The organism is Bacillus sp. N3378-2at (assembly GCF_033412715.1).
Taxonomy (GTDB): domain Bacteria; phylum Bacillota; class Bacilli; order Bacillales; family Bacillaceae; genus Bacillus; species Bacillus subtilis.
The window spans coordinates 2,671,267-2,695,542 of the sequence record NZ_CP117986.1 but is presented as its reverse complement, the minus strand read 5'-3'; the positions used below and the strand labels follow the sequence as shown (position 1 = coordinate 2,695,542).

The 24,276-nt window shown below is 43.9% G+C and carries 24 protein-coding genes, 2 tRNA genes and 1 rRNA gene; all 27 read left to right on the top strand.

The window, feature by feature from the left end:
* Position 1 precedes the first annotated feature (1 nt).
* Complete coding sequence (locus tag PUN35_RS14520) at positions 2-262, top strand: RNA-binding S4 domain-containing protein (RefSeq protein WP_003226716.1); 261 nt, start codon at positions 2-4, stop codon at positions 260-262.
* A gap of 78 nt (positions 263-340) precedes the next feature.
* Positions 341-643, top strand: a complete 303-nt coding sequence (yabP, locus tag PUN35_RS14515; RefSeq protein WP_003226714.1) for a sporulation protein YabP — start codon at positions 341-343, stop codon at positions 641-643.
* Positions 640-1,275: a spore cortex biosynthesis protein YabQ gene (yabQ, locus tag PUN35_RS14510; RefSeq protein WP_014478604.1), complete on the top strand. Its 636-nt coding sequence runs from the start codon at positions 640-642 to the stop codon at positions 1,273-1,275. Before yabP ends, yabQ begins: the two co-directional genes overlap by 4 nt.
* Positions 1,276-1,292: 17 nt before the next feature.
* Complete coding sequence (gene divIC, locus PUN35_RS14505; protein WP_003243211.1) at positions 1,293-1,670, top strand: cell division protein DivIC; 378 nt, start codon at positions 1,293-1,295, stop codon at positions 1,668-1,670.
* An 80-nt stretch (positions 1,671-1,750) separates the two neighbouring features.
* The gene (locus PUN35_RS14500) at positions 1,751-2,137 is read left to right on the top strand and encodes a S1 domain-containing RNA-binding protein (protein ID WP_003218379.1); all 387 of its coding nucleotides are present in this window, start codon (positions 1,751-1,753) and stop codon (positions 2,135-2,137) included.
* 167 nt (positions 2,138-2,304) lie between these two features.
* Positions 2,305-2,381, top strand: a tRNA-Met gene (locus PUN35_RS14495).
* A 9-nt stretch (positions 2,382-2,390) separates the two neighbouring features.
* Positions 2,391-2,462: transfer RNA gene (locus tag PUN35_RS14490), tRNA-Glu, on the top strand.
* A gap of 199 nt (positions 2,463-2,661) precedes the next feature.
* Entirely contained in the window at positions 2,662-5,145 is a 2,484-nt protein-coding gene (spoIIE, locus tag PUN35_RS14485) for a stage II sporulation protein E (RefSeq protein ID WP_015253002.1), read from the top strand.
* 84 nt (positions 5,146-5,229) lie between these two features.
* Positions 5,230-5,967: a vWA domain-containing protein gene (locus PUN35_RS14480; RefSeq protein ID WP_003243782.1), complete on the top strand. Its 738-nt coding sequence runs from the start codon at positions 5,230-5,232 to the stop codon at positions 5,965-5,967.
* The gene (gene prkT, locus PUN35_RS14475; RefSeq protein WP_033881150.1) at positions 5,933-6,949 is read left to right on the top strand and encodes a serine/threonine protein kinase PrkT; all 1,017 of its coding nucleotides are present in this window, start codon (positions 5,933-5,935) and stop codon (positions 6,947-6,949) included. Before PUN35_RS14480 ends, prkT begins: the two co-directional genes overlap by 35 nt.
* A gap of 103 nt (positions 6,950-7,052) precedes the next feature.
* Positions 7,053-8,471, top strand: coding sequence for a tRNA lysidine(34) synthetase TilS (gene tilS / locus PUN35_RS14470; RefSeq protein ID WP_014478607.1), 1,419 nt, complete (start codon positions 7,053-7,055; stop codon positions 8,469-8,471).
* Entirely contained in the window at positions 8,468-9,010 is a 543-nt protein-coding gene (gene hpt / locus PUN35_RS14465) for a hypoxanthine phosphoribosyltransferase (RefSeq protein ID WP_003226700.1), read from the top strand. The genes tilS and hpt overlap by 4 nt, the downstream gene beginning before the upstream one ends.
* A gap of 97 nt (positions 9,011-9,107) precedes the next feature.
* Positions 9,108-11,021 (top strand): ATP-dependent zinc metalloprotease FtsH, encoded by a 1,914-nt coding sequence (gene ftsH / locus PUN35_RS14460; RefSeq protein ID WP_003243881.1) that lies wholly within the window; start codon positions 9,108-9,110, stop codon positions 11,019-11,021.
* A gap of 194 nt (positions 11,022-11,215) precedes the next feature.
* A complete protein-coding gene (locus PUN35_RS14455) occupies positions 11,216-11,992 on the top strand; it encodes a type III pantothenate kinase (protein WP_010886388.1) in 777 nt (258 codons plus the stop codon).
* A gap of 11 nt (positions 11,993-12,003) precedes the next feature.
* Positions 12,004-12,879 (top strand): redox-regulated molecular chaperone HslO, encoded by an 876-nt coding sequence (hslO, locus tag PUN35_RS14450; protein ID WP_003226695.1) that lies wholly within the window; start codon positions 12,004-12,006, stop codon positions 12,877-12,879.
* A 46-nt stretch (positions 12,880-12,925) separates the two neighbouring features.
* On the top strand, positions 12,926-13,819 hold the full coding sequence (locus PUN35_RS14445) for a peptidyl-prolyl cis-trans isomerase (protein WP_014478608.1): 894 nt from the start codon (positions 12,926-12,928) through the stop codon (positions 13,817-13,819).
* Between the two features lie 75 nt (positions 13,820-13,894).
* Positions 13,895-14,821: a cysteine synthase A gene (cysK, locus tag PUN35_RS14440; protein WP_003218399.1), complete on the top strand. Its 927-nt coding sequence runs from the start codon at positions 13,895-13,897 to the stop codon at positions 14,819-14,821.
* 166 nt (positions 14,822-14,987) lie between these two features.
* Positions 14,988-16,400, top strand: coding sequence for an anthranilate synthase component I family protein (locus PUN35_RS14435; protein ID WP_033881151.1), 1,413 nt, complete (start codon positions 14,988-14,990; stop codon positions 16,398-16,400).
* 13 nt (positions 16,401-16,413) lie between these two features.
* Positions 16,414-16,998, top strand: coding sequence for an aminodeoxychorismate/anthranilate synthase component II (pabA, locus tag PUN35_RS14430; RefSeq protein ID WP_014478610.1), 585 nt, complete (start codon positions 16,414-16,416; stop codon positions 16,996-16,998).
* Positions 16,998-17,879: an aminodeoxychorismate lyase gene (pabC, locus tag PUN35_RS14425; RefSeq protein WP_014478611.1), complete on the top strand. Its 882-nt coding sequence runs from the start codon at positions 16,998-17,000 to the stop codon at positions 17,877-17,879. The genes pabA and pabC overlap by 1 nt, the downstream gene beginning before the upstream one ends.
* Positions 17,861-18,718, top strand: coding sequence for a dihydropteroate synthase (folP, locus tag PUN35_RS14420; RefSeq protein ID WP_014478612.1), 858 nt, complete (start codon positions 17,861-17,863; stop codon positions 18,716-18,718). The genes pabC and folP overlap by 19 nt, the downstream gene beginning before the upstream one ends.
* A complete protein-coding gene (gene folB, locus PUN35_RS14415) occupies positions 18,711-19,073 on the top strand; it encodes a dihydroneopterin aldolase (RefSeq protein ID WP_014478613.1) in 363 nt (120 codons plus the stop codon). The genes folP and folB overlap by 8 nt, the downstream gene beginning before the upstream one ends.
* Positions 19,070-19,573 (top strand): 2-amino-4-hydroxy-6-hydroxymethyldihydropteridine diphosphokinase, encoded by a 504-nt coding sequence (folK, locus tag PUN35_RS14410; RefSeq protein WP_014478614.1) that lies wholly within the window; start codon positions 19,070-19,072, stop codon positions 19,571-19,573. Before folB ends, folK begins: the two co-directional genes overlap by 4 nt.
* Positions 19,525-19,734: a helix-turn-helix domain-containing protein gene (locus PUN35_RS14405; protein WP_003226678.1), complete on the top strand. Its 210-nt coding sequence runs from the start codon at positions 19,525-19,527 to the stop codon at positions 19,732-19,734. The genes folK and PUN35_RS14405 overlap by 49 nt, the downstream gene beginning before the upstream one ends.
* 23 nt (positions 19,735-19,757) lie before the next feature.
* Positions 19,758-20,759: a tRNA dihydrouridine synthase DusB gene (gene dusB / locus PUN35_RS14400; RefSeq protein WP_003243741.1), complete on the top strand. Its 1,002-nt coding sequence runs from the start codon at positions 19,758-19,760 to the stop codon at positions 20,757-20,759.
* A gap of 91 nt (positions 20,760-20,850) precedes the next feature.
* Complete coding sequence (gene lysS, locus PUN35_RS14395; RefSeq protein WP_003226674.1) at positions 20,851-22,350, top strand: lysine--tRNA ligase; 1,500 nt, start codon at positions 20,851-20,853, stop codon at positions 22,348-22,350.
* Positions 22,351-22,660: 310 nt separating this feature from the next.
* Positions 22,661-24,210, top strand: a 16S ribosomal RNA gene (locus tag PUN35_RS14390).
* Positions 24,211-24,276: the final 66 nt, after the last annotated feature.

The following is a 24,276-nucleotide window of genomic DNA, read 5'->3' as shown; positions in this document are numbered from 1 at the left end:
TATGAGATTAGATAAATTTTTGAAGGTATCACGGCTGATCAAACGGCGTACACTAGCGAAGGAAGTAGCTGACCAAGGACGAATCTCTATTAACGGAAACCAAGCTAAAGCTAGCTCTGACGTAAAACCGGGAGATGAACTAACGGTCCGCTTCGGCCAAAAGCTTGTAACGGTTCAAGTTAATGAATTGAAAGACACGACGAAAAAAGAAGAAGCTGCAAACATGTACACGATTCTAAAAGAAGAAAAACTCGGCGAATAGGCTTGTTCTAAAAAAATCCCCCACCTCATACAATGCAGTAATAATACTAAAAGTATCGAGGATATGGGGGCTGAATAGATGAATTCATATTATGATCAAAAAGGTTCTTCGTCTGTTCCGGAACAGCATGATGTGACAATGAAAGGCCGGAAGCATTTAGATATTTCTGGGGTTAAGCATGTGGAGAGTTTTGATAACGAAGAATTCCTGCTGGAAACGGTGATGGGAATGCTCTCCGTCAGAGGCCAAAACCTGCAGATGAAAAATCTTGATGTGGAAAAAGGGATTGTTTCGATTAAAGGCAGGGTATTTGATTTAGTGTACTTAGACGAACAACAAGGGGATAAAGCTAAAGGGTTTTTTAGCAAGTTGTTTAAATGACGCTGACCACACAATTCTATACAATGCTGGCGATGTCCGGTATGGGTCTCTGGCTTGGTGCTTCGCTTGATACATACCGGCTCTTTGTCATTCGTGCCAAAACAGCCAGATGGCTATTATTTATTCATGATATTCTTTTCTGGATTGTGCAAGGGCTGCTTTTCTTTTATGTCTTGCTTCATGTAAATGAGGGAGAATTCAGGATTTACATCTTTTTAGCGGTTCTGCTGGGCGTTGCGACGTATCAGAGCCTTTGCAAACGAATCTATATAAAAATACTGAAATTCGTCATTTACCTTGTTGTTTCTGTTTATCAATTCTTCAAAAAACTCATTCAGCACGTGTTATTTCGTCCTATTGTGTGGACATGCGGAGCGATCATCTGGCTGGCGGCATTTTTATTCAAGAAAACATACAGCCTGATAGGTTTTCTCCTGCTGTGTCTATATAAAATAGTCATGGTTCTGTGTTTTCCGATCCGTTTTATCGCGAAACAATGTTTGAAACTTCTTCCTGTGAAAATGCGTCTAACTTTTAGACGTTATTTTGAAAAAGGTGCAGGATTTCTCAAAAAGAAGAAGAAACTATTGATAACCATAAGAACGACCATTACACGGTTTTTGAAGAAATGAAAGGAGGACCGTCTGGTTTGAATTTTTCCAGGGAACGAACGATAACTGAAATACAAAACGACTATAAAGAACAAGTAGAACGGCAAAATCAGCTGAAGAAACGAAGACGCAAAGGGCTGTACAGACGGTTAACTGTATTCGGCGCCCTAGTATTCCTGACGGCAATTGTGCTGGCAAGCTCTGTATGGTCCCAAACATCTTCCCTTAGTGCAAAAGAAGAAAAGAAAGAACAGCTTGAAAAAGAACTGAAAAGTTTAAAGACAAAACAAACGGATTTAAAAGAAGAAATATCCAAATTGAAGGATGAGGATTACGTCACAGAGCTTGCCAGAAGGGACTTATTCATGTCTGGAGACGGAGAAATTATCTTCAATGTGGAGAAGAAGAGCAAGTAGCCTTGTTGACACTTAAATTTTTATTTAGGTATAATTAAGCAAACGATCTTTTTATAAGCCTAAGGAGGAGCACTTTTTTTATGTCGATTGAAGTTGGCAGCAAGTTGCAAGGGAAAATTACAGGTATTACAAATTTTGGAGCATTTGTTGAATTGCCTGGAGGCTCAACCGGTCTCGTTCACATTAGTGAGGTAGCTGATAATTATGTCAAAGACATTAACGACCACTTAAAAGTCGGCGACCAAGTTGAAGTGAAAGTCATCAACGTTGAAAAAGACGGGAAAATTGGTTTATCTATTAAAAAAGCTAAAGACCGTCCGCAAGCCAGACCTAGAAATGATTTCCGTCCGAAAGAATCTTTTGAACAGAAAATGAATAAGTTTTTAAAAGACAGCGAAGATCGCTTGTCATCTTTAAAACGCAATACGGAATCAAAACGTGGAGGGCGCGGAGCAAGAAGAGGATAACTTGCTGCTTTCTATAAAATAAATGAAGCATCCGTTCATCCCGACGGATGCTTTTTTATTATCCTCACCCCTTTAAAAGTCAGAAAATTACAACATTAAAGTTTCTGTTGACGAAAGAGACAAACCTTTGTATTATATAACTTGTGCTTAGAAGCACAAAACAATATGGCGGTGTAGCTCAGCTGGCTAGAGCGTACGGTTCATACCCGTGAGGTCGGGGGTTCGATCCCCTCCGCCGCTACCATATTTGTTTGGCCCGTTGGTCAAGCGGTTAAGACACCGCCCTTTCACGGCGGTAACACGGGTTCGAATCCCGTACGGGTCATCCTAAAAAATCGGTTTCTCTTGCAGAAGCCGATTTTTTTCATTTTTAGACAACATTCCGGAAATTCTTTTCATAAACGAATATCAAGGCAGAAACCGTCGAAGATTTCTTTGGTATTGTTACCTTCTTTTGACAAAATCCTATCTGTGCTTTCGCTATAATGACAGGCAACGAATATAACAGGTGGGAGATGAGAGGAATGGAAAAAGCAGAAAGAAGAGTGAACGGGCCAATGGCGGGACAAGCTTTGGAAAAACTCCAATCGTTTTTTAACAGGGGCACGAAGCTGGTGACTCATCATTTGCATTCACTGTTTTTCTATAAAGGATTCATTTATGTTGTCATCGGATTTTTGCTTGGACGGGCTTTCATATTATCCGAGGTGCTTCCTTTCGCACTTCCTTTCTTTGGAGCGATGCTTCTAATCAGAAGAGACAAAGCGTTTTATGCGGTTTTGGCTGTGCTTGCAGGTGCGCTGACCATATCTCCAAAGCACTCATTGCTCATACTGGCGGCATTGCTGGCATTCTTCGTATTTTCTAAAGTGGCTGCCTTCATTACCGACGATCGTGTTAAAGCGCTCCCGATTGTCGTGTTCTTCTCCATGGCTGCAGCAAGAGCCGGGTTTGTTTATGCCCAAAATGGCGTATTTACAACCTATGATTATGTAATGGCTATCGTTGAGGCTGGACTATCGTTTATCTTAACACTGATTTTCCTTCAGAGCCTTCCGATTTTTACTGTGAAAAAAGTGAAACAATCATTAAAAATAGAGGAAATCATTTGCTTTATGATTCTTATTGCCTCTGTTTTAACGGGGCTGGCTGGCTTGTCCTACCAAGGGATGCAGGCAGAACATATATTGGCTCGTTATGTTGTGTTGAGTTTTTCCTTTATTGGCGGAGCAAGCATCGGCTGTACGGTTGGGGTTGTGACCGGCCTGATTCTTGGCTTGGCGAATATCGGAAACCTATATCAAATGAGTCTGCTTGCTTTTTCCGGTTTATTGGGCGGTTTGCTGAAGGAAGGGAAAAAAGCGGGTGCAGCAATTGGTTTGATCGTTGGATCACTTCTTATATCTTTATATGGTGAAGGCTCTGCCGGTCTGATGACAACGCTCTATGAGTCATTAATCGCAGTCGGCCTGTTTTTGCTCACACCTCAATCTATTACGAGGAAAGTGGCGAGATATATTCCGGGAACTGTCGAGCATCTTCAAGAGCAACAGCAATACGCTAGAAAAATCCGTGATGTCACTGCTCAGAAGGTAGACCAATTCTCCAATGTATTTCACGCGCTGTCTGAAAGCTTTGCAACCTTTTATCAAGCATCAGACGAACAGACAGATGACAGCGAAGTTGATCTGTTCTTAAGCAAAATCACGGAGCATTCCTGCCAGACGTGCTACAAGAAAAACAGGTGCTGGGTACAGAACTTTGATAAAACATATGACTTAATGAAACAAGTTATGCTTGAAACAGAGGAAAAAGAATATGCATCAAACCGAAGGCTGAAAAAAGAGTTTCAACAGTATTGTTCTAAATCCAAGCAGGTTGAAGAGCTGATTGAGGATGAGCTCGCACATCATCATGCCCATTTGACACTCAAGAAAAAAGTCCAAGACAGCAGGCGCCTTGTTGCTGAACAGCTTTTAGGCGTTTCTGAGGTTATGGCCGACTTTTCTCGGGAAATAAAAAGAGAGCGAGAACAGCACTTTCTGCAGGAAGAGCAAATCATAGAAGCGCTTCAGCATTTCGGAATTGAGATTCAGCATGTCGAGATCTATAGTCTTGAACAAGGAAATATCGATATTGAAATGACCATTCCGTTCAGCGGACATGGAGAAAGTGAAAAAATCATTGCTCCTATGCTTTCTGACATTCTGGAGGAACAAATTCTTGTGAAAGCCGAACAGCACTCTCCGCATCCGAATGGATACAGCCATGTCGCCTTTGGATCAACAAAATCATACAGGGTGTCCACGGGAGCTGCTCACGCTGCGAAGGGCGGCGGCCTTGTCTCCGGTGACAGCTACAGCATGATGGAGCTTGGAGCCAGAAAATATGCTGCAGCAATCAGTGACGGAATGGGCAATGGCGCAAGAGCGCACTTTGAAAGCAATGAAACGATCAAGCTTCTTGAAAAAATCCTTGAATCGGGCATTGATGAAAAAATAGCAATTAAAACGATCAACAGCATACTGTCTCTAAGGACAACTGACGAAATATATTCCACGCTTGACCTATCTATTATCGATCTTCAAGATGCCAGCTGTAAATTTTTGAAGGTTGGATCGACGCCCAGCTTTATCAAACGGGGTGACCAGGTCATGAAAGTTCAAGCGAGCAATCTGCCAATCGGTATTATTAATGAATTCGATGTGGAGGTTGTGAGTGAACAGCTGAAAGCGGGTGACCTCTTAATTATGATGAGTGATGGCATTTTTGAGGGGCCTAAGCATGTGGAAAATCACGACTTATGGATGAAACGTAAAATGAAAGGGTTGAAAACAAATGACCCGCAGGAGATTGCCGATTTGCTTATGGAAGAAGTCATCCGCACAAGATCCGGCCAAATTGAGGACGATATGACTGTTGTTGTCGTCCGGATTGATCACAATACACCGAAGTGGGCATCCATTCCTGTTCCGGCAATCTTTCAAAACAAACAAGAAATTTCATAACGCTTCCGTATAAATCAAATTTCTTCTGGCGAAGATGGGAATATATGAATCTGAGAATCCTCGTATTCTCCAGGAGGAATGAATGTGAACAACGGACATTTAAATCAAATTTTGCTGATAACGGATGGCTGCTCAAACCATGGGGAAGACCCGCTTGCAATGGCTGCTTTTGCTAAAGAGCAGGGGATTACGGTAAATGTTATTGGTATAATGGAAGAAAATCAAATTGACCCTGAGGCAATGAAGGAAGTCGAAGGGATTGCACTTGCCGGAGGAGGCGTGCACCAAGTCGTTTATGCATCTCAGCTTTCACAAACTGTTCAAATGGTAACAAAAAAAGCGATGACGCAAACCTTACAAGGTGTAGTCAATCAAGAACTGAAACAGATTCTCGGAAAGAATGTGGAAATGGAAGAGCTTTCCCCGGAAAAACGCGGCGAAGTCATGGAAGTGGTAGACGAGCTTGGAGAAACGGTGCATCTTCAGGTTTTGGTTCTTGTTGATACAAGTGCAAGTATGGCGCCAAAGCTTCCAACAGTAAAAGAGGCACTGATTGATTTGTCTGTAAGCCTCAATTCTCGAATCGGGAATAACGAATTTGCGATGTGTATATTTCCCGGGAAAAAACAAGAGGTCGAGCTTGTGCTGAACTGGACACCGAAGCTGCAATCTCTTTCCACACTCTTTGCAAAGCTTTCGACAGGCGGCATCACGCCGACAGGTCCGGCAATTCGTGAAGCGACACTGCAGTTTGAAAAAATACGCTCAAGAAGGGGCATGCTGGCAGATGATGAACGACGCTTTGACGAGTTTGGCATGTAGCCTCAAGCCGGGTACGACAATCAAAGGCAAGTGGAATGGAAACACTTATACATTGCGTAAACAGCTTGGTAAAGGGGCCAATGGAATTGTGTATTTGGCAGAAGCATCAGATGGACATGTTGCCTTAAAGGTGAGTGATGACAGCCTGTCTATTACTTCTGAAGTGAATGTCTTGAAATCTTTCTCAAAGGCCCAGTCCGTTACGATGGGGCCTTCTTTTTTTGATACGGATGATACTTATATTCCCGGTACCAATACGAAAGTTTCATTTTATGCAATGGAATACATAAAAGGGCCGCTGCTTTTGAAGTATGTCAGTGATAAAGGAGGAGAGTGGATACCTGTATTAATGATTCAGCTGTTATCCAGCTTATCGGTGCTTCACCAGCAAGGATGGATATTCGGCGATCTTAAACCTGACAATCTGATCGTAACTGGTCCGCCCGCAAGGATCCGCTGCATTGATGTGGGCGGCACGACAAAGGAAGGCCGGGCGATAAAAGAGTATACGGAGTTTTATGACAGAGGCTATTGGGGGTATGGAACAAGAAAGGCAGAGCCATCCTATGATCTGTTCGCAGTTGCCATGATTATGATCAACAGTGTGCATAAAAAAGAATTTAAGAAAACGAACCAGCCCAAAGAACAGCTTAGGTCTCTCATCGAAGGAAACCCGCTGCTTCAAAAGTATAAAAAAGCGCTTTTTTCAGCCTTGAACGGAGATTATCAATCCGCAGATGAAATGAAAAAGGATATGCTAGACGCGGGGCAAAAAGCAGCACAAAGAAAACAGCATATAAAAGCATCACCGCAGCCTGCCACACGACAAAGACAGCAAATACCGCGCCAAAGAAAAATAACGAAGACGCGATATACCCCAAAACAGAAACCGGCTAAGTCGGGGGGGTTATTTGAAACAACGCTGATCGTGATCAGTGTTTTAGCGCTTTATTTCGCCTATATTATTTTTTTCTTAATCTGAATGGTGCAAACTGCAGAGCCTATGCTTCTTCTTTGCTTGGAGGGGTTGAAAGTGTTAGGATATGAATATCTTTAAAATACCTGCTCATTGTGAGGAGGACATTGTGAAAAGTGTCAAAGATTTTTTAAACAAACACAATCTTACGTTAAAAGGGGCGACAATCATTGTAGGCGTTTCTGGCGGTCCGGACTCAATGGCTCTTCTTCACGCGTTGCATACGTTATGCGGCCGTTCAGCGAATGTTATTGCAGCTCACGTTGACCATCGGTTCAGAGGTGCGGAATCCGAGGAGGACATGCGTTTTGTCCAAGCTTATTGTAAAGCTGAACAGCTCGTGTGCGAAACGGCTCAAATCAATGTAACCGCATATGCACAGGAAAAAGGACTCAATAAGCAGGCTGCAGCACGTGATTGCCGCTACCAGTTTTTTGAAGAAATCATGTCGAAGCACCAAGCGGACTATCTAGCTCTTGCGCATCATGGTGATGACCAGGTTGAAACAATGCTTATGAAACTGGCTAAGGGTACGCTTGGAACGGGACTTGCGGGAATGCAGCCGGTTAGACGTTTTGGGACGGGGCGGATCATCAGGCCGTTCTTAACCATTACAAAGGAAGAGATCCTTCACTATTGCCGTGAAAACGGTTTGAGCTACCGGACGGATGAAAGCAACGCCAAAGATGACTACACAAGAAACAGATTCAGAAAAACAGTGCTCCCGTTTTTGAAGCAGGAATCTCCGGATGTGCATAAAAGGTTTCAGAAAGTGAGTGAAGCACTGACGGAAGATGAGCAATTCTTACAGTCATTAACGAAAGATGAAATGAATAAAGTAATCACAAGCCAGTCTAATACATCAGTTGAAATCAATTCCTCTCAATTGCTTGCCCTCCCGATGCCTTTACAAAGAAGAGGAGTTCAACTAATATTAAACTATCTTTATGAAAACGTTCCATCATCCTTTTCAGCCCATCACATTCAGCAGTTTCTCGATTGGGCGGAAAATGGCAGTCCTTCAGGAGTACTGGACTTTCCGAAAGGACTGAAGGTGGTCAAATCATATCAGACATGTTTGTTTACATTTGAACAATGGCAGTGCAAAAATGTTCCCTTTGAATACCAAATTAGCGGAGCTGCTGATGAAACGGCAGTGCTCCCTAATGGATATCTGATAGAGGCAAGGCATTATGCGGACTCGCCTGAAGAACATGGGAATGCTGTTTTTATCACAAGTGAAAAAAAGGTGCGGTTTCCCTTAACAATCCGGACGAGAAAAGCTGGAGACCGGATCAAACTAAAAGGGATGAACGGCTCAAAAAAGGTAAAGGATATATTTATTGATAAGAAACTGCCTCTCCAAGAAAGAGACAACTGGCCGATTGTGACGGACGCAAGCGGTGAAATTATCTGGATACCTGGCTTGAAAAAATCAATTTTTGAAGATCTTGTGATTCCAAACAGCGACCGCATTGTATTACAATATAGACAGCATGAAAAGTGTAGGGGGCAAGCAAAATCATGATGAAACATGATATCGAGAAAGTACTGATCTCAGAGGAAGAGATACAAAAGAAAGTAAAAGAGTTAGGTGCAGAATTAACGAGCGAGTATCAAGATACATTTCCGTTGGCAATCGGTGTGTTAAAAGGAGCACTTCCTTTTATGGCGGATCTTATCAAGCATATTGATACATATTTGGAAATGGATTTCATGGATGTATCAAGCTACGGAAATTCTACGGTTTCTTCTGGAGAAGTAAAAATCATTAAAGATTTGGATACATCTGTAGAGGGCCGGGACATCTTAATTATTGAAGATATCATCGACAGTGGGTTAACCTTAAGTTATCTCGTAGAGCTCTTCCGATACCGTAAAGCAAAATCAATTAAGATTGTTACCCTTTTGGATAAACCGAGCGGAAGAAAAGCGGACATCAAAGCAGACTTTGTCGGTTTTGAAGTTCCTGACGCGTTTGTAGTGGGTTACGGACTTGATTATGCTGAGCGCTATCGCAATCTGCCTTATATCGGAGTGTTAAAACCGGCAGTTTATGAAAGCTGATCGGCAGCCTGCTTCCGAGATGGTTATTGTTTGTATTGGAATGATTTTCTATGGTACTATTGAACATAGTTGTGCTTACTGTGGGAGGAGGTAAGGAATGAATCGGGTCTTCCGTAATACCATTTTTTATTTACTTATTTTATTAGTAGTAATCGGGGTTGTGAGCTACTTCCAGACCTCAAATCCGAAAACAGAAAATATGTCGTACAGTACGTTCATCAAAAACCTGGATGACGGGAAAGTTGATAGCGTATCGGTTCAGCCTGTCAGAGGTGTTTATGAGGTAAAAGGGCAGCTGAAAAACTACGACAAAGATCAATACTTTTTGACTCATGTTCCTGAAGGAAAGGGAGCAGACCAGATATTTAACGCTTTGAAAAAGACAGACGTAAAGGTTGAGCCCGCTCAAGAAACAAGCGGATGGGTGACGTTCCTGACGACCATCATCCCATTTGTCATTATCTTTATTCTGTTTTTCTTCCTGCTCAATCAGGCTCAAGGTGGCGGCAGCCGTGTCATGAACTTTGGCAAGAGTAAAGCGAAGCTGTATACAGAGGAAAAGAAACGCGTCAAATTTAAAGACGTTGCAGGGGCTGACGAAGAAAAGCAAGAACTTGTTGAAGTTGTTGAGTTTCTGAAAGATCCCCGCAAGTTTGCCGAGCTTGGCGCCAGAATACCGAAAGGCGTGCTTTTAGTCGGACCTCCGGGTACCGGTAAAACATTGCTTGCCAAGGCTTGTGCAGGTGAAGCCGGCGTACCTTTCTTCAGCATCAGCGGATCTGATTTCGTTGAAATGTTTGTAGGGGTCGGTGCTTCCCGTGTGCGTGACTTGTTTGAAAATGCAAAAAAGAATGCGCCTTGTTTGATTTTCATTGATGAAATTGATGCAGTCGGACGCCAGCGTGGTGCTGGTCTCGGCGGTGGACACGATGAACGTGAACAGACGCTAAACCAATTGCTTGTTGAAATGGACGGATTCAGCGCTAATGAAGGAATTATCATCATTGCTGCGACGAACCGTGCGGACATCTTGGACCCAGCCTTACTTCGTCCGGGACGTTTTGACCGTCAAATCACAGTGGACCGCCCAGATGTCATTGGCCGTGAAGCTGTATTGAAAGTCCATGCGAGAAACAAACCGCTGGATGAAACGGTTAACCTAAAATCAATTGCCATGAGAACACCAGGCTTCTCAGGCGCTGACTTAGAAAATCTCTTGAATGAAGCTGCGCTTGTAGCAGCTCGTCAAAACAAGAAAAAAATCGATGCGCGTGATATTGACGAAGCGACGGACCGTGTAATTGCCGGACCTGCTAAGAAGAGCCGCGTTATCTCCAAGAAAGAACGCAATATCGTGGCTTATCACGAAGGCGGACACACCGTTATCGGACTCGTTTTAGATGAGGCAGATATGGTTCATAAAGTAACGATTGTTCCTCGGGGCCAGGCTGGCGGTTATGCTGTTATGCTGCCAAGAGAAGACCGTTATTTCCAAACAAAGCCGGAACTGCTTGATAAAATTGTCGGCCTCTTGGGCGGACGTGTTGCTGAAGAGATTATCTTCGGTGAAGTCAGCACAGGGGCGCACAATGACTTCCAGCGTGCGACGAATATTGCAAGACGAATGGTTACGGAATTCGGTATGTCAGAAAAACTGGGACCGTTGCAATTTGGACAGTCTCAGGGCGGTCAGGTATTCTTAGGCCGTGATTTCAACAACGAACAGAACTACAGTGATCAAATCGCTTACGAAATTGATCAGGAAATTCAGCGCATCATCAAAGAATGTTATGAGCGTGCGAAACAAATCCTGACTGAAAATCGTGACAAGCTTGAATTGATTGCCCAAACGCTTCTGAAAGTTGAAACGCTTGACGCTGAACAGATCAAACACCTTATCGATCATGGAACATTACCTGAGCGTAATTTCTCAGATGATGAAAAGAACGATGATGTGAAAGTAAACATTCTGACAAAAACAGAAGAAAAGAAAGACGATACGAAGGAGTAATTCGCTTTCTTTCTAAAAAAACTGCCGGCTGACGCTGGCAGTTTTTTTATGTAAATGATGGGCTCAGCTGCGGCTTTTACAATCATCCAATTCTGGTATCGATTTGTTTACAAATGAGCCGCTGATCGTGTATGGTATTGTAGAATGTTTGTAAAAAGTAAAGTAGAGAAACTATTCAAAAGTGGTGATAGAGGTTGTTACTGGTTATCGATGTGGGGAACACCAATACTGTACTTGGTGTATATCATGATGGAAAATTAGAATATCACTGGCGTATAGAAACAAGCAGGCATAAAACAGAAGATGAGTTTGGGATGATTTTGCGCTCCTTATTTGATCACTCCGGGCTTATGTTTGAACAGATAGATGGCATTATTATTTCGTCAGTAGTGCCGCCAATCATGTTTGCGTTAGAAAGAATGTGCACAAAATACTTTCATATCGAGCCTCAAATTGTTGGTCCAGGTATGAAAACCGGTTTAAATATAAAATATGACAATCCGAAAGAAGTGGGGGCAGACAGAATCGTAAATGCTGTCGCTGCGATACACTTGTACGGCAATCCATTAATTGTTGTCGATTTCGGAACCGCCACAACGTACTGCTATATTGATGAAAACAAACAATACATGGGCGGGGCGATTGCCCCTGGGATTACAATTTCGACAGAGGCGCTTTACTCGCGTGCAGCAAAGCTTCCGCGTATCGAAATCACCCGGCCCGACAATATTATCGGAAAAAACACTGTTAGCGCGATGCAATCTGGGATTTTATTTGGCTATGTCGGCCAAGTGGAAGGAATCGTTAAGCGAATGAAATGGCAGGCAAAACAGGAACCAAAGGTCATTGCGACAGGAGGCCTGGCGCCGCTCATTGCGAACGAATCAGATTGTATAGACATCGTTGATCCATTCTTAACCCTAAAAGGGCTGGAATTGATTTATGAAAGAAACCGCGTAGGAAGTGTATAGGAGGTTTAGTAATGGATTATTTAGTAAAAGCACTTGCGTATGACGGAAAAGTTCGGGCTTATGCGGCGAGAACGACTGATATGGTAAATGAGGGGCAGAGACGCCATGGTACGTGGCCGACAGCATCCGCTGCATTGGGCCGCACAATGACAGCTTCACTTATGCTCGGCGCTATGCTGAAGGGCGATGATAAGCTGACCGTGAAAATCGAGGGCGGAGGTCCGATCGGAGCTATTGTAGCTGATGCCAATGCCAAAGGAGAAGTCAGAGCCTATGTCTCTAACCCGCAAGTTCATTTTGATTTAAATGAACAAGGCAAGCTTGATGTCAGACGTGCGGTTGGAACAAACGGAACGTTAAGTGTCGTAAAAGATTTAGGTTTGCGCGAGTTCTTCACAGGACAAGTAGAAATCGTTTCAGGAGAATTAGGCGATGATTTCACTTACTATCTTGTATCATCTGAGCAGGTTCCTTCATCAGTGGGCGTAGGTGTGCTCGTAAATCCTGACAATACCATTCTTGCGGCAGGGGGCTTTATTATTCAGCTGATGCCGGGAACAGATGATGAAACAATCACAAAAATTGAACAGCGTCTATCTCAAGTAGAGCCGATTTCTAAGCTCATCCAAAAAGGGCTGACACCAGAAGAAATTTTAGAAGAAGTCCTAGGCGAGAAACCTGAGATTTTGGAAACGATGCCTGTCAGATTCCATTGCCCTTGTTCAAAAGAACGGTTCGAAACAGCCATTTTGGGACTAGGCAAAAAAGAAATTCAAGATATGATAGAAGAAGATGGACAAGCCGAAGCAGTATGCCATTTTTGTAATGAAAAGTACTTATTTACAAAAGAAGAGCTGGAAGGGCTTCGTGACCAAACTACCCGCTAAGCTCTTTAGCGGGTTTTTAATTTGAGAAAAGGGGCTGAAAGCAGGTTTGAAATCAAGAACAATCTGGACCATTATTTTAGGGGCGCTGTTGGTTTGCTGTATTGCTGTTGCATATACGCTGACGAAATCCCAAACCGGCGCATCGTCATCCGGTGAGTCTATTGCGACTATCGGAGGCAAGAGTGTGACAAGAGAAGAATGGCTGAAAGAAATGGAAGATCAGTATGGTAAGTCAACGCTTGAAGATATGATCAATGTCCGAGTTGTTGAGCAGCTGGCTAAAAAGAACAACCTTAAAATATCCAAAAGCGAAGTTGATCGTGAGTTTTTGCTGATTAAAGCGGTCAATAATTCCTTTTACGAAGATGAACATACGACGGAGAAAGAGTGGAAAGACCAAATTCGTTATAATATCCTCCTTGAGGAATTGTTAACAAGGGATATCGATATCTCAAACAAAGAATTGGAATCATTCTATAATAAAAATAAGGAACTATATCAGTTTGATGATTCGTATCGAATTCGGCACATTGTTGTAAAGGATGAAGAAGAAGCGAGAGAAGTCCTGAAAGAACTGAAAGGCGGATCAAGCTTTGAAGCTGTCGCTGCCGAAAGATCCACTGACAGATATACATCACCATACGGCGGAGATTTAGGTTTTGTCACAGAGGCATCAGACAACATTCCATCAGCATACATTGAAGAGGCGAAAACACTCAAAGAGGATGAATGGTCTCAGGAACCAATAAAGGTCAACAACGGATATGCCATTATCCAGCTGAAAGAAAAACTAAAGGCAAGAACGTTCTCATTTGATGAAGTAAAGGACCAGATCAGACGGCAAATCGCAATGGATCAGCTAGGCGATAAAGCGACAGTTAAGACACTTTGGAAAGAAGCCGATGTATCTTGGTTTTATGGGGAAAAAAGTACTAAGTGATTGACAAAAAATTTTGAAATTGATAGATTATATACATAATACCAATACAAATAGTCGGAAATTGAGGTGTCGAGAATGGTACGTGTAGCAAACTCCATTACTGAATTAATTGGGAATACGCCAATCGTTAAATTAAATCGCCTTGCAGATGAAAACAGTGCGGATGTATATCTAAAACTTGAATACATGAACCCTGGAAGCAGTGTAAAAGACCGTATCGGTTTAGCCATGATTGAAGCGGCTGAAAAAGAAGGAAAATTAAAAGCCGGTGATACGATCATTGAACCGACAAGCGGAAATACAGGAATCGGGCTTGCAATGGTTGCTGCTGCTAAAGGATTAAAAGCCATTTTGGTTATGCCTGATACAATGAGCATGGAGCGCCGCAACCTTCTTCGTGCATACGGTGCTGAGCTTGTGCTGACTCCTGGTGCGGAAGGCATGAAAGGCGCCATTAAGAAAGCTGAAGAGCTTGCTGAAAAGCACGGATATTTTGTGCCTCAGCAGTTTAACAACCCTTCTAACCCAGAAATTCACCGCCAAACAACAGGTAAAGAAATCGTTGAGCAATTCGGTGATGACCAGCTTGACGCATTTGTAGCTGGAATCGGAACGGGCGGAACGATTACGGGAGCGGGCGAAGTGCTGAAGGAAGCGTACCCTTCCATTAAGATTTATGCTGTTGAACCGTCAGATTCCCCAGTGCTTTCAGGAGGAAAACCAGGCCCCCACAAAATTCAGGGAATCGGAGCTGGATTCGTGCCGGACATCTTAAACACTGAAGTATATGATGAAATCTTCCCTGTGAAGAATGAAGAAGCATTCGAATATGCCCGCAGAGCTGCACGTGAAGAAGGAATTCTCGGAGGCATCTCATCAGGTGCTGCAATTTATGCTGCTCTTCAAGTAGCAAAAAAACTCGGAAAAGGCAAAAAAGTATTGGCCATCATTCCAAGTAACGGCGAACGTTATCTAAGCACGCCGCTGTATCAATTCGATTAAAAAAAGCCAAAACTCCCGGTCCGCCGGGAGTTTTTTTATATTTCGTGCATCAAATATGCCATGTCTGCGACGAATGTTATTCTTGGAAGAGAAATTCACTTTTTTCACTCACAACATTGCTTTACAATTAAAAACAAGTAAAAAAGAAAATAGAGGAATGATACAAATGGCACAACGCAGACCGGCAGGCAAAAAAGTACCTTTTCAAAAAGACTCATTCTTACAACAATTTGAGAAACTTGCGCAATCCCGAAAACACCATGTACTTCTCGAAAGTGCAAGAGGCGGCAGATACAGTATAGCCGGTCTTGATCCAATTGCGACTGTGAAAGGAAAAGACGGAATAACTACAATTAAGCATGGTGATGAGATGCTGTTTAAAGAAGGTGATCCATTACGGGCCTTCCACAGCTGGTTTAAAACGCTGGAAACAGAAACGAATCATGAGTTCCCTGACTTTCAAGGCGGGGCAATCGGGTTTCTCAGCTATGATTACGCACGGTACATTGAAAATTTTAAAATGCTCTCATTAGATGATCTAGAAACACCAGATATTTATTTTCTTGTTTTTGATGATATAGCAGTTTATGACCATCAAGAAGAGTCTCTATGGCTGATTACTCATGTTAATGGTTCTGATCAGGAAACAGCGGATGTGAAGCTATCTGAGTTAGAGCAGATGTGGCTGACTGAGCTTCCCGCTGTCTCTTTGCGAGAGATGAACCCTGAAACAGATGGTTCCTTCGCGGCGCCATTTACCGAGGATGGGTTCTCACAAGCTGTAGAGAAAATCAAACAATACATTGCCAGCGGAGATGTGTTTCAAGTCAATCTATCAATAAGGCAGTCACAGTCACTGTCTGCCCACCCATATCAAATTTACAAAACCTTGAGAGAAGTAAATCCTTCTCCTTATATGGCGTATTTAGAAACACCTGATTTCCAAATCATTTGCGGCTCGCCTGAACTGCTTGTCAGCAAAAAGGGCAAGCTATTAGAGACGAGACCGATTGCGGGCACCCGTTCCAGAGGGAAAACAAATGAAGAAGACGAGGTGCTTGCAAACGAATTGATACACAATGAAAAAGAACGCGCGGAACATGTCATGCTGGTTGATCTTGAGCGAAATGATCTGGGAAGAGTATCGCGTTACGGGTCTGTGCGCGTAAATGAATTCATGGCAATTGAAAAATACTCGCATGTAATGCACATTGTGTCTAATGTCCAAGGTGAACTGCAGGATGGGTATGATGCTGTTGATATTATTCATGCTGTGTTTCCCGGAGGAACCATTACTGGTGCACCGAAAGTAAGAACGATGGAAATAATAGAAGAACTTGAGCCGACACGCCGGGGGCTTTATACTGGATCTATAGGATGGTTTGGATATAATCACGATCTGCAGTTTAATATCGTCATTCGAACCATTTATGCAACCGGAGGGCAGGCATTTATGCAGTCCGGCGCAGGAGTTGTGATTGATTCTGTTCCGAAGCACGAATACAAGGAATCATTCAAAAAAGCTTTTGCGATGCAAAGAGCATTAGAGCTGAGCAAAGAAGAGACAAAAATTAGATGAGGTGAGCGGAGAAATGATTTTAATGATTGATAACTACGATTCATTCACGTACAACTTGGTACAGTATTTGGGCGAGCTTGGGGAAGAGCTGGTTGTGAAACGCAATGACAGCATCACAATCGAAGAAATTGAAGAACTGTCTCCGGACTTTCTGATGATATCTCCCGGACCGTGCAGCCCTGATGAGGCGGGAATCAGCCTCGAAGCAATTAAACATTTCGCAGGGGAAATTCCTATTTTCGGTGTATGTCTCGGACATCAGTCCATCGCACAAGTGTTCGGTGGTGACGTTGTTAGGGCAGAACGGCTTATGCACGGGAAAACCTCGGATATCGAGCATGACGGCAAAACCATTTTTGAAGGGTTGAAAAACCCCCTTGTTGCGACGCGATACCACTCGCTGATCGTAAAACCTGAGACGCTGCCAAGCTGTTTTACAGTAACAGCACAAACGAAAGAAGGAGAAATCATGGCTATTCGCCACAATGACCTCCCGATAGAGGGCGTGCAATTTCACCCAGAGTCTATTATGACCTCCTTTGGGAAAGAAATGCTCAGAAATTTTATTGAGACATATCGCAAGGAAGTTATTGCGTGATGATATATGTGAACGGCCGGTATATGGAGGAGAAAGATGCAGTTCTTTCTCCTTTTGACCATGGGTTTTTATATGGGATCGGTGTTTTCGAAACCTTCAGGCTCTACGAAGGCTGCCCGTTTTTGCTTGATTGGCATATAGAAAGGCTTGAACGCGCGCTTAAGGATCTGCAAATCGAATATACTGTTTCAAAGCATGAGATCCTTGAGATGCTGGACAAGCTGCTTAAGCTAAATGATATCAAGGATGGTAATGCCCGCGTCAGACTGAACATATCAGCGGGAATCAGCGATAAAGGCTTTGTCGCCCAGACGTACGATAAGCCGACCGTTTTATGCTTTGTGAATCAGCTGAAACCAGAAAGCCTTCCTTTGCAAAAAGAAGGGAAGGTTTTATCGATACGGAGAAACACTCCTGAGGGATCGTTCCGGTTAAAATCTCATCATTATCTAAATAATATGTATGCGAAACGGGAAATTGGAAATGATCCGCGTGTCGAGGGAATTTTCCTAACGGAGGATGGAGCTGTTGCAGAGGGTATCATATCTAATGTCTTTTGGAGAAAAGGTCGTTGTATCTATACGCCATCGCTTGATACTGGTATTCTGGACGGCGTCACGAGACGTTTTATCATAGAAAATGCAAAGAATATCGGCCTGGAGCTCAAAACGGGCCGATATGAGCTAGAAGCTCTCTTGACAGCTGACGAAGCGTGGATGACGAACTCGGTTCTTGAAATCATCCCGTTTACTAAAATAGAAGAAGTAAACTATGGAAGCCAAAGCGGAGAAGCAACCTCCGCTCTTCAATTGTTATACAAAAAAGAAATAAAGAACATGATTCATGAAAAGGGAGGAAGAGCATGGCGCAGCACACAATAGATCAAACACAAGTCATCCACACTAAGCCCAGCGCTTTATCATATAAAGAGAAGACGCTGGTGATGGGAATTTTAAACGTAACGCCTGACTCTTTCTCGGACGGCGGAAAATATGACAGCTTGGACAAGGCGCTGCTGCACGCGAAAGAGATGATCGATGATGGTGCCCATATCATTGATATCGGAGGGGAATCGACAAGGCCTGGCGCTGAGTGGGTATCTGAGGATGAGGAGATGTCCAGAGTCATTCCGGTGATTGAGCGGATTACGAAAGAGCTTGGTGTTCCTATTTCTGTAGATACGTACAAGGCTTCTGTCGCAGATGAAGCAGTGAAAGCCGGCGCATCCATTATCAATGATATTTGGGGTGCCAAACATGATCCGAAGATGGCTTCCGTTGCAGCTGAACATAATGTTCCAATTGTTCTCATGCATAACCGCCCTGAAAGAAACTACAATGACTTATTGCCGGATATGCTGTCGGACTTAATGGAGAGTGTAAAAATTGCTGTTGAGGCCGGAGTAGACGAGAAGAACATTATTCTTGATCCCGGTATCGGTTTCGCGAAAACCTATCACGATAACTTGGCAGTGATGAACAAACTAGAGATTTTCAGCGGAGTGGGATATCCGGTTCTTCTGGCAACCTCCCGAAAAAGATTCATCGGGCGTGTTCTGGATCTTCCGCCTGAGGAGCGGGCTGAGGGCACAGGCGCGACTGTGTGTCTCGGCATTCAAAAAGGCTGTGACATTGTCAGGGTCCATGATGTAAAGCAAATTGCCAGAATGGCGAAAATGATGGACGCGATGCTGAATAAGGGAGGGGTGCACCATGGATAAAGTTTATGTAGAAGGTATGGAGTTTTACGGATATCACGGTGTGTTCAAAGAAGAAAACAAACTTGGCCAGCGGTTTAAAGTCGATTTAACCGCTGAGCTGGATTTAAGCAAAGCTGGACAAACAGACGACCTTGAGCAAACGATCAACTATGCTGAGCTCTATCATGTATGTAAAGATATCGTGGAAGGGGAGCCTGTAAAATTGGTAGAAACGCTGGCGGAACGTATTGCTGGCACTGTTCTCGAAAAATTTCAGCCTGTTCAGCAATGTACGGTGAAAGTGATTAAGCCAGACCCGCCAATTCCCGGACACTATAAATCAGTAGCAATTGAAATTACGAGAAAAAAGTCATGAACAACATAGCTTATATTGCACTTGGATCTAATATTGGAGATAGAGAAACGTATTTAAGGCAAGCAGTGGCTTCACTGCATCAGCATGCTGCGGTGACAGTCACTAAAGTGTCGTCTATTTACGAAACTGACCCGGTCGGATACGAAGATCAAGCTCAATTTTTGAATATGGCTGTTGAAATCAAGACATCATTGAACCCTTTTGAACTCCTTGAACTGACGCAGCAGATAGAAAATGAATTAGGCAGAACAAGGGAAGTAAGATGGGGGCCGCGGACGGCAGACCTTGACATTTTGTTATTTAATCGTGAAAATATTGAATCAGAGCAACTAATTGTTCCGCATCCGAGAATGTATGAGCGTTTGTTTGTCCTTGCGCCGCTTGCGGAAATTTGCCAGCAGGTTGAAAAAGAGGCTACAAGCGCCGAAACAGACCAAGAAGGTGTAAGAGTATGGAAGCAGAAATCTGGGGTAGACGAATTCGTGCATTCAGAAAGCTGAAAGGTTATACTCAAGAAGGATTTGCAAAAGCATTAGGTATATCAGTTTCTATTCTCGGCGAAATTGAACGCGGAAACCGATTGCCGTCAGCTGCCATCATTCAAGATGCAGCAGATGTTTTAAATATAAGTGCGGACGAATTGGCGCCGCCAGAAAAATAGAACAAATGAAAGGAGGAGAAAAATTGTTCAAAATTGGAGATATTCAATTGAAAAACCGGGTTGTGCTCGCACCTATGGCTGGTGTCTGCAACTCTGCGTTCAGATTGACTGTAAAGGAATTCGGAGCCGGATTGGTATGCGCTGAAATGGTCAGTGACAAAGCGATCCTTTACAACAATGCAAGAACAATGGGTATGCTTTATATTGATGAACGTGAGAAACCACTGAGCCTTCAAATTTTCGGAGGAAAAAAGGAAACCCTTGTGGAAGCGGCGAAGTTTGTAGACCAAAACACAACTGCTGATATCATTGATATTAACATGGGATGTCCCGTGCCGAAGATTACAAAATGCGATGCGGGAGCCAAATGGCTTCTCGATCCTGATAAGATTTACGAAATGGTTTCTGCAGTAGTGGATGCTGTTAATAAGCCAGTTACAGTGAAAATGAGAATGGGCTGGGATGAAGACCACATTTTCGCAGTGAAAAATGCACAGGCTGTAGAACGTGCGGGCGGTAAAGCAGTGGCGCTTCACGGCCGTACGAGAGTGCAGATGTACGAAGGAACGGCAAACTGGGATATCATCAAAGAAGTAAAACAATCAGTATCGATTCCGGTTATCGGAAACGGCGATGTTAAGACACCGCAGGATGCTAAGCGTATGCTCGATGAGACAGGAGTAGACGGGGTCATGATCGGACGCGCTGCATTGGGTAACCCGTGGATGATTTACCGTACGGTTCAGTATCTTGAAACAGGTAAATTAAAAGAAGAGCCGCAAGTACGCGAAAAAATGGCCGTATGCAAACTGCATCTTGACCGCCTGATTGACTTAAAAGGTGAAAACGTAGCGGTAAGAGAAATGAGAAAGCACGCTGCATGGTATCTGAAAGGCGTGAAAGGCAATGCGAACGTTCGTAATGAAATCAATCATTGCGAGACGAGAGAAGAGTTTGTACAGCTTTTAGATGCATTTACGGTTGAAGTTGAGGCAAAAGAGCTTCAAAATGCAAAAGTAGGATAATACTCACCTCTATTTGCTGCTCACTGCTAGTTTTACGCTGGCAGTTTTTCTGCTTTTTTCATGAAACAATATCTGTAATGGAGTGATAACAATGAGTCAAGAAGAGCATAACCATGAAGAATTGAATGATCAGCTGCAAGTCAGACGCGATAAAATGAATCAGCTGAGAGATAACGGCATCGATCCATTCGGCGCACGTTTTGAAAGAACTCATCAGTCTCAAGAAGTTATTTCGGCATATCAAGATCTAACCAAAGAAGAGTTAGAAGAAAAAGCGATTGAAGTTACAATCGCAGGCCGCATGATGACAAAACGCGGCAAAGGAAAAGCCGGCTTTGCCCATCTTCAGGATTTAGAAGGCCAAATCCAAATCTACGTAAGAAAAGACAGTGTCGGTGACGACCAATATGAAATCTTCAAGTCTTCTGACCTCGGTGATCTTATCGGCGTAACCGGAAAAGTCTTCAAAACAAATGTAGGCGAATTGTCTGTTAAAGCAACTTCCTTTGAATTGCTGACAAAAGCGCTTCGTCCGCTTCCTGACAAATACCATGGTTTAAAAGACGTTGAGCAGCGCTACCGTCAGCGCTACCTGGATCTTATCGTAAACCCAGACAGCAAACATACGTTTATTACACGAAGCAAGATCATTCAAGCTATGAGAAGATACCTTGATGATCATGGATACTTAGAAGTAGAAACACCTACAATGCACAGCATTCCTGGGGGAGCTTCTGCACGTCCGTTTATCACTCACCACAACGCGTTAGACATTCCACTCTATATGCGTATTGCTATCGAACTGCACCTAAAACGTCTAATTGTCGGCGGTTTAGAAAAAGTATATGAAATCGGCCGTGTTTTCCGTAACGAAGGTGTCTCTACACGCCATAACCCTGAATTTACAATGATTGAGTTATATGAAGCATATGCGGACTATAAAGATATCATGAGCTTAACTGAAAACCTTGTCGCTCATATCGCCCAAGAAGTGCTTGGCACAACTACGATTCAATACGGGGAAGAGCAAATCGACCTTAAACCGGAGTGGAAAAGAATCCATATGGTTGACGCAGTCAAAGAAGCGACCGGCGTTGATTTCTGGGAAGAGGTTACTGTTGAACAGGCGCGTGAATATGCAAAAGAACATGGAGTAGAAATTAAAGACTCTATGACAGTAGGCCATATCATCAACGAATTCTTCGAACAAAAAATTGAAGAAACGCTTATTCAGCCAACGTTTATTTACGGGCATCCTGTAGAAATTTCTCCTCTTGCTAAGAAAAACCCTGAGGACCCGCGTTTTACAGACCGTTTTGAGCTGTTTATCGTTGGCCGTGAACATGCCAACGCGTTTACAGAGCTGAATGATCCTATTGATCAAAGAGAACGCTTTGAAGCGCAATTAAAAGAGCGTGAAGCCGGTAATGATGAAGCTCATCTAATGGATGAAGACTTTGTTGAAGCTCTGGAATACGGTATGCCGCCAACAGGAGGTTTAGGCATCGGTATCGACCGTCTGGTTATGCTGCTGACGAATGCCCCTTCTATTCGCGATGTGCTGTTATTCCCGCAAATGAGACAACGCTAATAAAGAAGAGCGGTATCCTCCATAGGGAAAGGATGCCGCTCTTTTTAAATTCCTTAGTATTTCTTCAAAAAAACTATTGCACTATTATTTACTAGGTGGTATATTATTATTCGTTGCCGCTAAACAAGGCGATAACGAAAAAAAGAACTTCAAAAAAAGTTATTGACTTCACTGAGTCAACGAGTTATAATAATAAAGTCGCTTGAACGAAGTGAACAAAATGATCTTTGAAAACTAAACAAGACAAAACGTACCTGTTAATTCAGTTTTTAAAAATCGCACAGCGATGTGCGTAGTCAGTCAAACTACTTTATCGGAGAGTTTGATCCTGGCTCAGGACGAACGCTGGCGGCGTGCCTAATACATGCAAGTCGAGCGGACAGATGGGAGCTTGCTCCCTGATGTTAGCGGCGGACGGGTGAGTAACACGTGGGTAACCTGCCTGTAAGACTGGGATAACTCCGGGAAACCGGGGCTAATACCGGATGGTTGTTTGAACCGCATGGTTCAAACATAAAAGGTGGCTTCGGCTACCACTTACAGATGGACCCGCGGCGCATTAGCTAGTTGGTGAGGTAATGGCTCACCAAGGCAACGATGCGTAGCCGACCTGAGAGGGTGATCGGCCACACTGGGACTGAGACACGGCCCAGACTCCTACGGGAGGCAGCAGTAGGGAATCTTCCGCAATGGACGAAAGTCTGACGGAGCAACGCCGCGTGAGTGATGAAGGTTTTCGGATCGTAAAGCTCTGTTGTTAGGGAAGAACAAGTACCGTTCGAATAGGGCGGCACCTTGACGGTACCTAACCAGAAAGCCACGGCTAACTACGTGCCAGCAGCCGCGGTAATACGTAGGTGGCAAGCGTTGTCCGGAATTATTGGGCGTAAAGGGCTCGCAGGCGGTTTCTTAAGTCTGATGTGAAAGCCCCCGGCTCAACCGGGGAGGGTCATTGGAAACTGGGGAACTTGAGTGCAGAAGAGGAGAGTGGAATTCCACGTGTAGCGGTGAAATGCGTAGAGATGTGGAGGAACACCAGTGGCGAAGGCGACTCTCTGGTCTGTAACTGACGCTGAGGAGCGAAAGCGTGGGGAGCGAACAGGATTAGATACCCTGGTAGTCCACGCCGTAAACGATGAGTGCTAAGTGTTAGGGGGTTTCCGCCCCTTAGTGCTGCAGCTAACGCATTAAGCACTCCGCCTGGGGAGTACGGTCGCAAGACTGAAACTCAAAGGAATTGACGGGGGCCCGCACAAGCGGTGGAGCATGTGGTTTAATTCGAAGCAACGCGAAGAACCTTACCAGGTCTTGACATCCTCTGACAATCCTAGAGATAGGACGTCCCCTTCGGGGGCAGAGTGACAGGTGGTGCATGGTTGTCGTCAGCTCGTGTCGTGAGATGTTGGGTTAAGTCCCGCAACGAGCGCAACCCTTGATCTTAGTTGCCAGCATTCAGTTGGGCACTCTAAGGTGACTGCCGGTGACAAACCGGAGGAAGGTGGGGATGACGTCAAATCATCATGCCCCTTATGACCTGGGCTACACACGTGCTACAATGGACAGAACAAAGGGCAGCGAAACCGCGAGGTTAAGCCAATCCCACAAATCTGTTCTCAGTTCGGATCGCAGTCTGCAACTCGACTGCGTGAAGCTGGAATCGCTAGTAATCGCGGATCAGCATGCCGCGGTGAATACGTTCCCGGGCCTTGTACACACCGCCCGTCACACCACGAGAGTTTGTAACACCCGAAGTCGGTGAGGTAACCTTTTAGGAGCCAGCCGCCGAAGGTGGGACAGATGATTGGGGTGAAGTCGTAACAAGGTAGCCGTATCGGAAGGTGCGGCTGGATCACCTCCTTTCTAAGGATATTATACGGAATATAAGACCTTGGGTCTTATAAACAGAACGTTCTCTGTCTTGTTTAG

Bases quoted from the DNA above. Each gene is read 5' to 3' on its own strand.
- spoIIE (WP_015253002.1), top strand. From the start codon at position 2,662: ATGGAAAAAGCAGAAAGAAGAGTGAACGGGCCAATGGCGGGACAAGCT.
- folK (WP_014478614.1), top strand. From the start codon at position 19,070: ATGAACAACATAGCTTATATTGCACTTGGATCTAATATTGGAGATAGA.
- folP (WP_014478612.1), top strand. From the start codon at position 17,861: ATGGCGCAGCACACAATAGATCAAACACAAGTCATCCACACTAAGCCC.
- pabC (WP_014478611.1), top strand. From the start codon at position 16,998: ATGATATATGTGAACGGCCGGTATATGGAGGAGAAAGATGCAGTTCTT.
- prkT (WP_033881150.1), top strand. From the start codon at position 5,933: ATGATGAACGACGCTTTGACGAGTTTGGCATGTAGCCTCAAGCCGGGT.
- PUN35_RS14500 (WP_003218379.1), top strand. From the start codon at position 1,751: ATGTCGATTGAAGTTGGCAGCAAGTTGCAAGGGAAAATTACAGGTATT.
- hslO (WP_003226695.1), top strand. From the start codon at position 12,004: ATGGATTATTTAGTAAAAGCACTTGCGTATGACGGAAAAGTTCGGGCT.
- PUN35_RS14405 (WP_003226678.1), top strand. From the start codon at position 19,525: ATGGAAGCAGAAATCTGGGGTAGACGAATTCGTGCATTCAGAAAGCTG.
- yabP (WP_003226714.1), top strand. From the start codon at position 341: ATGAATTCATATTATGATCAAAAAGGTTCTTCGTCTGTTCCGGAACAG.
- lysS (WP_003226674.1), top strand. From the start codon at position 20,851: ATGAGTCAAGAAGAGCATAACCATGAAGAATTGAATGATCAGCTGCAA.
- hpt (WP_003226700.1), top strand. From the start codon at position 8,468: ATGATGAAACATGATATCGAGAAAGTACTGATCTCAGAGGAAGAGATA.
- cysK (WP_003218399.1), top strand. From the start codon at position 13,895: ATGGTACGTGTAGCAAACTCCATTACTGAATTAATTGGGAATACGCCA.
- PUN35_RS14435 (WP_033881151.1), top strand. From the start codon at position 14,988: ATGGCACAACGCAGACCGGCAGGCAAAAAAGTACCTTTTCAAAAAGAC.
- pabA (WP_014478610.1), top strand. From the start codon at position 16,414: ATGATTTTAATGATTGATAACTACGATTCATTCACGTACAACTTGGTA.
- folB (WP_014478613.1), top strand. From the start codon at position 18,711: ATGGATAAAGTTTATGTAGAAGGTATGGAGTTTTACGGATATCACGGT.
- yabQ (WP_014478604.1), top strand. From the start codon at position 640: ATGACGCTGACCACACAATTCTATACAATGCTGGCGATGTCCGGTATG.
- PUN35_RS14520 (WP_003226716.1), top strand. From the start codon at position 2: ATGAGATTAGATAAATTTTTGAAGGTATCACGGCTGATCAAACGGCGT.
- ftsH (WP_003243881.1), top strand. From the start codon at position 9,108: ATGAATCGGGTCTTCCGTAATACCATTTTTTATTTACTTATTTTATTA.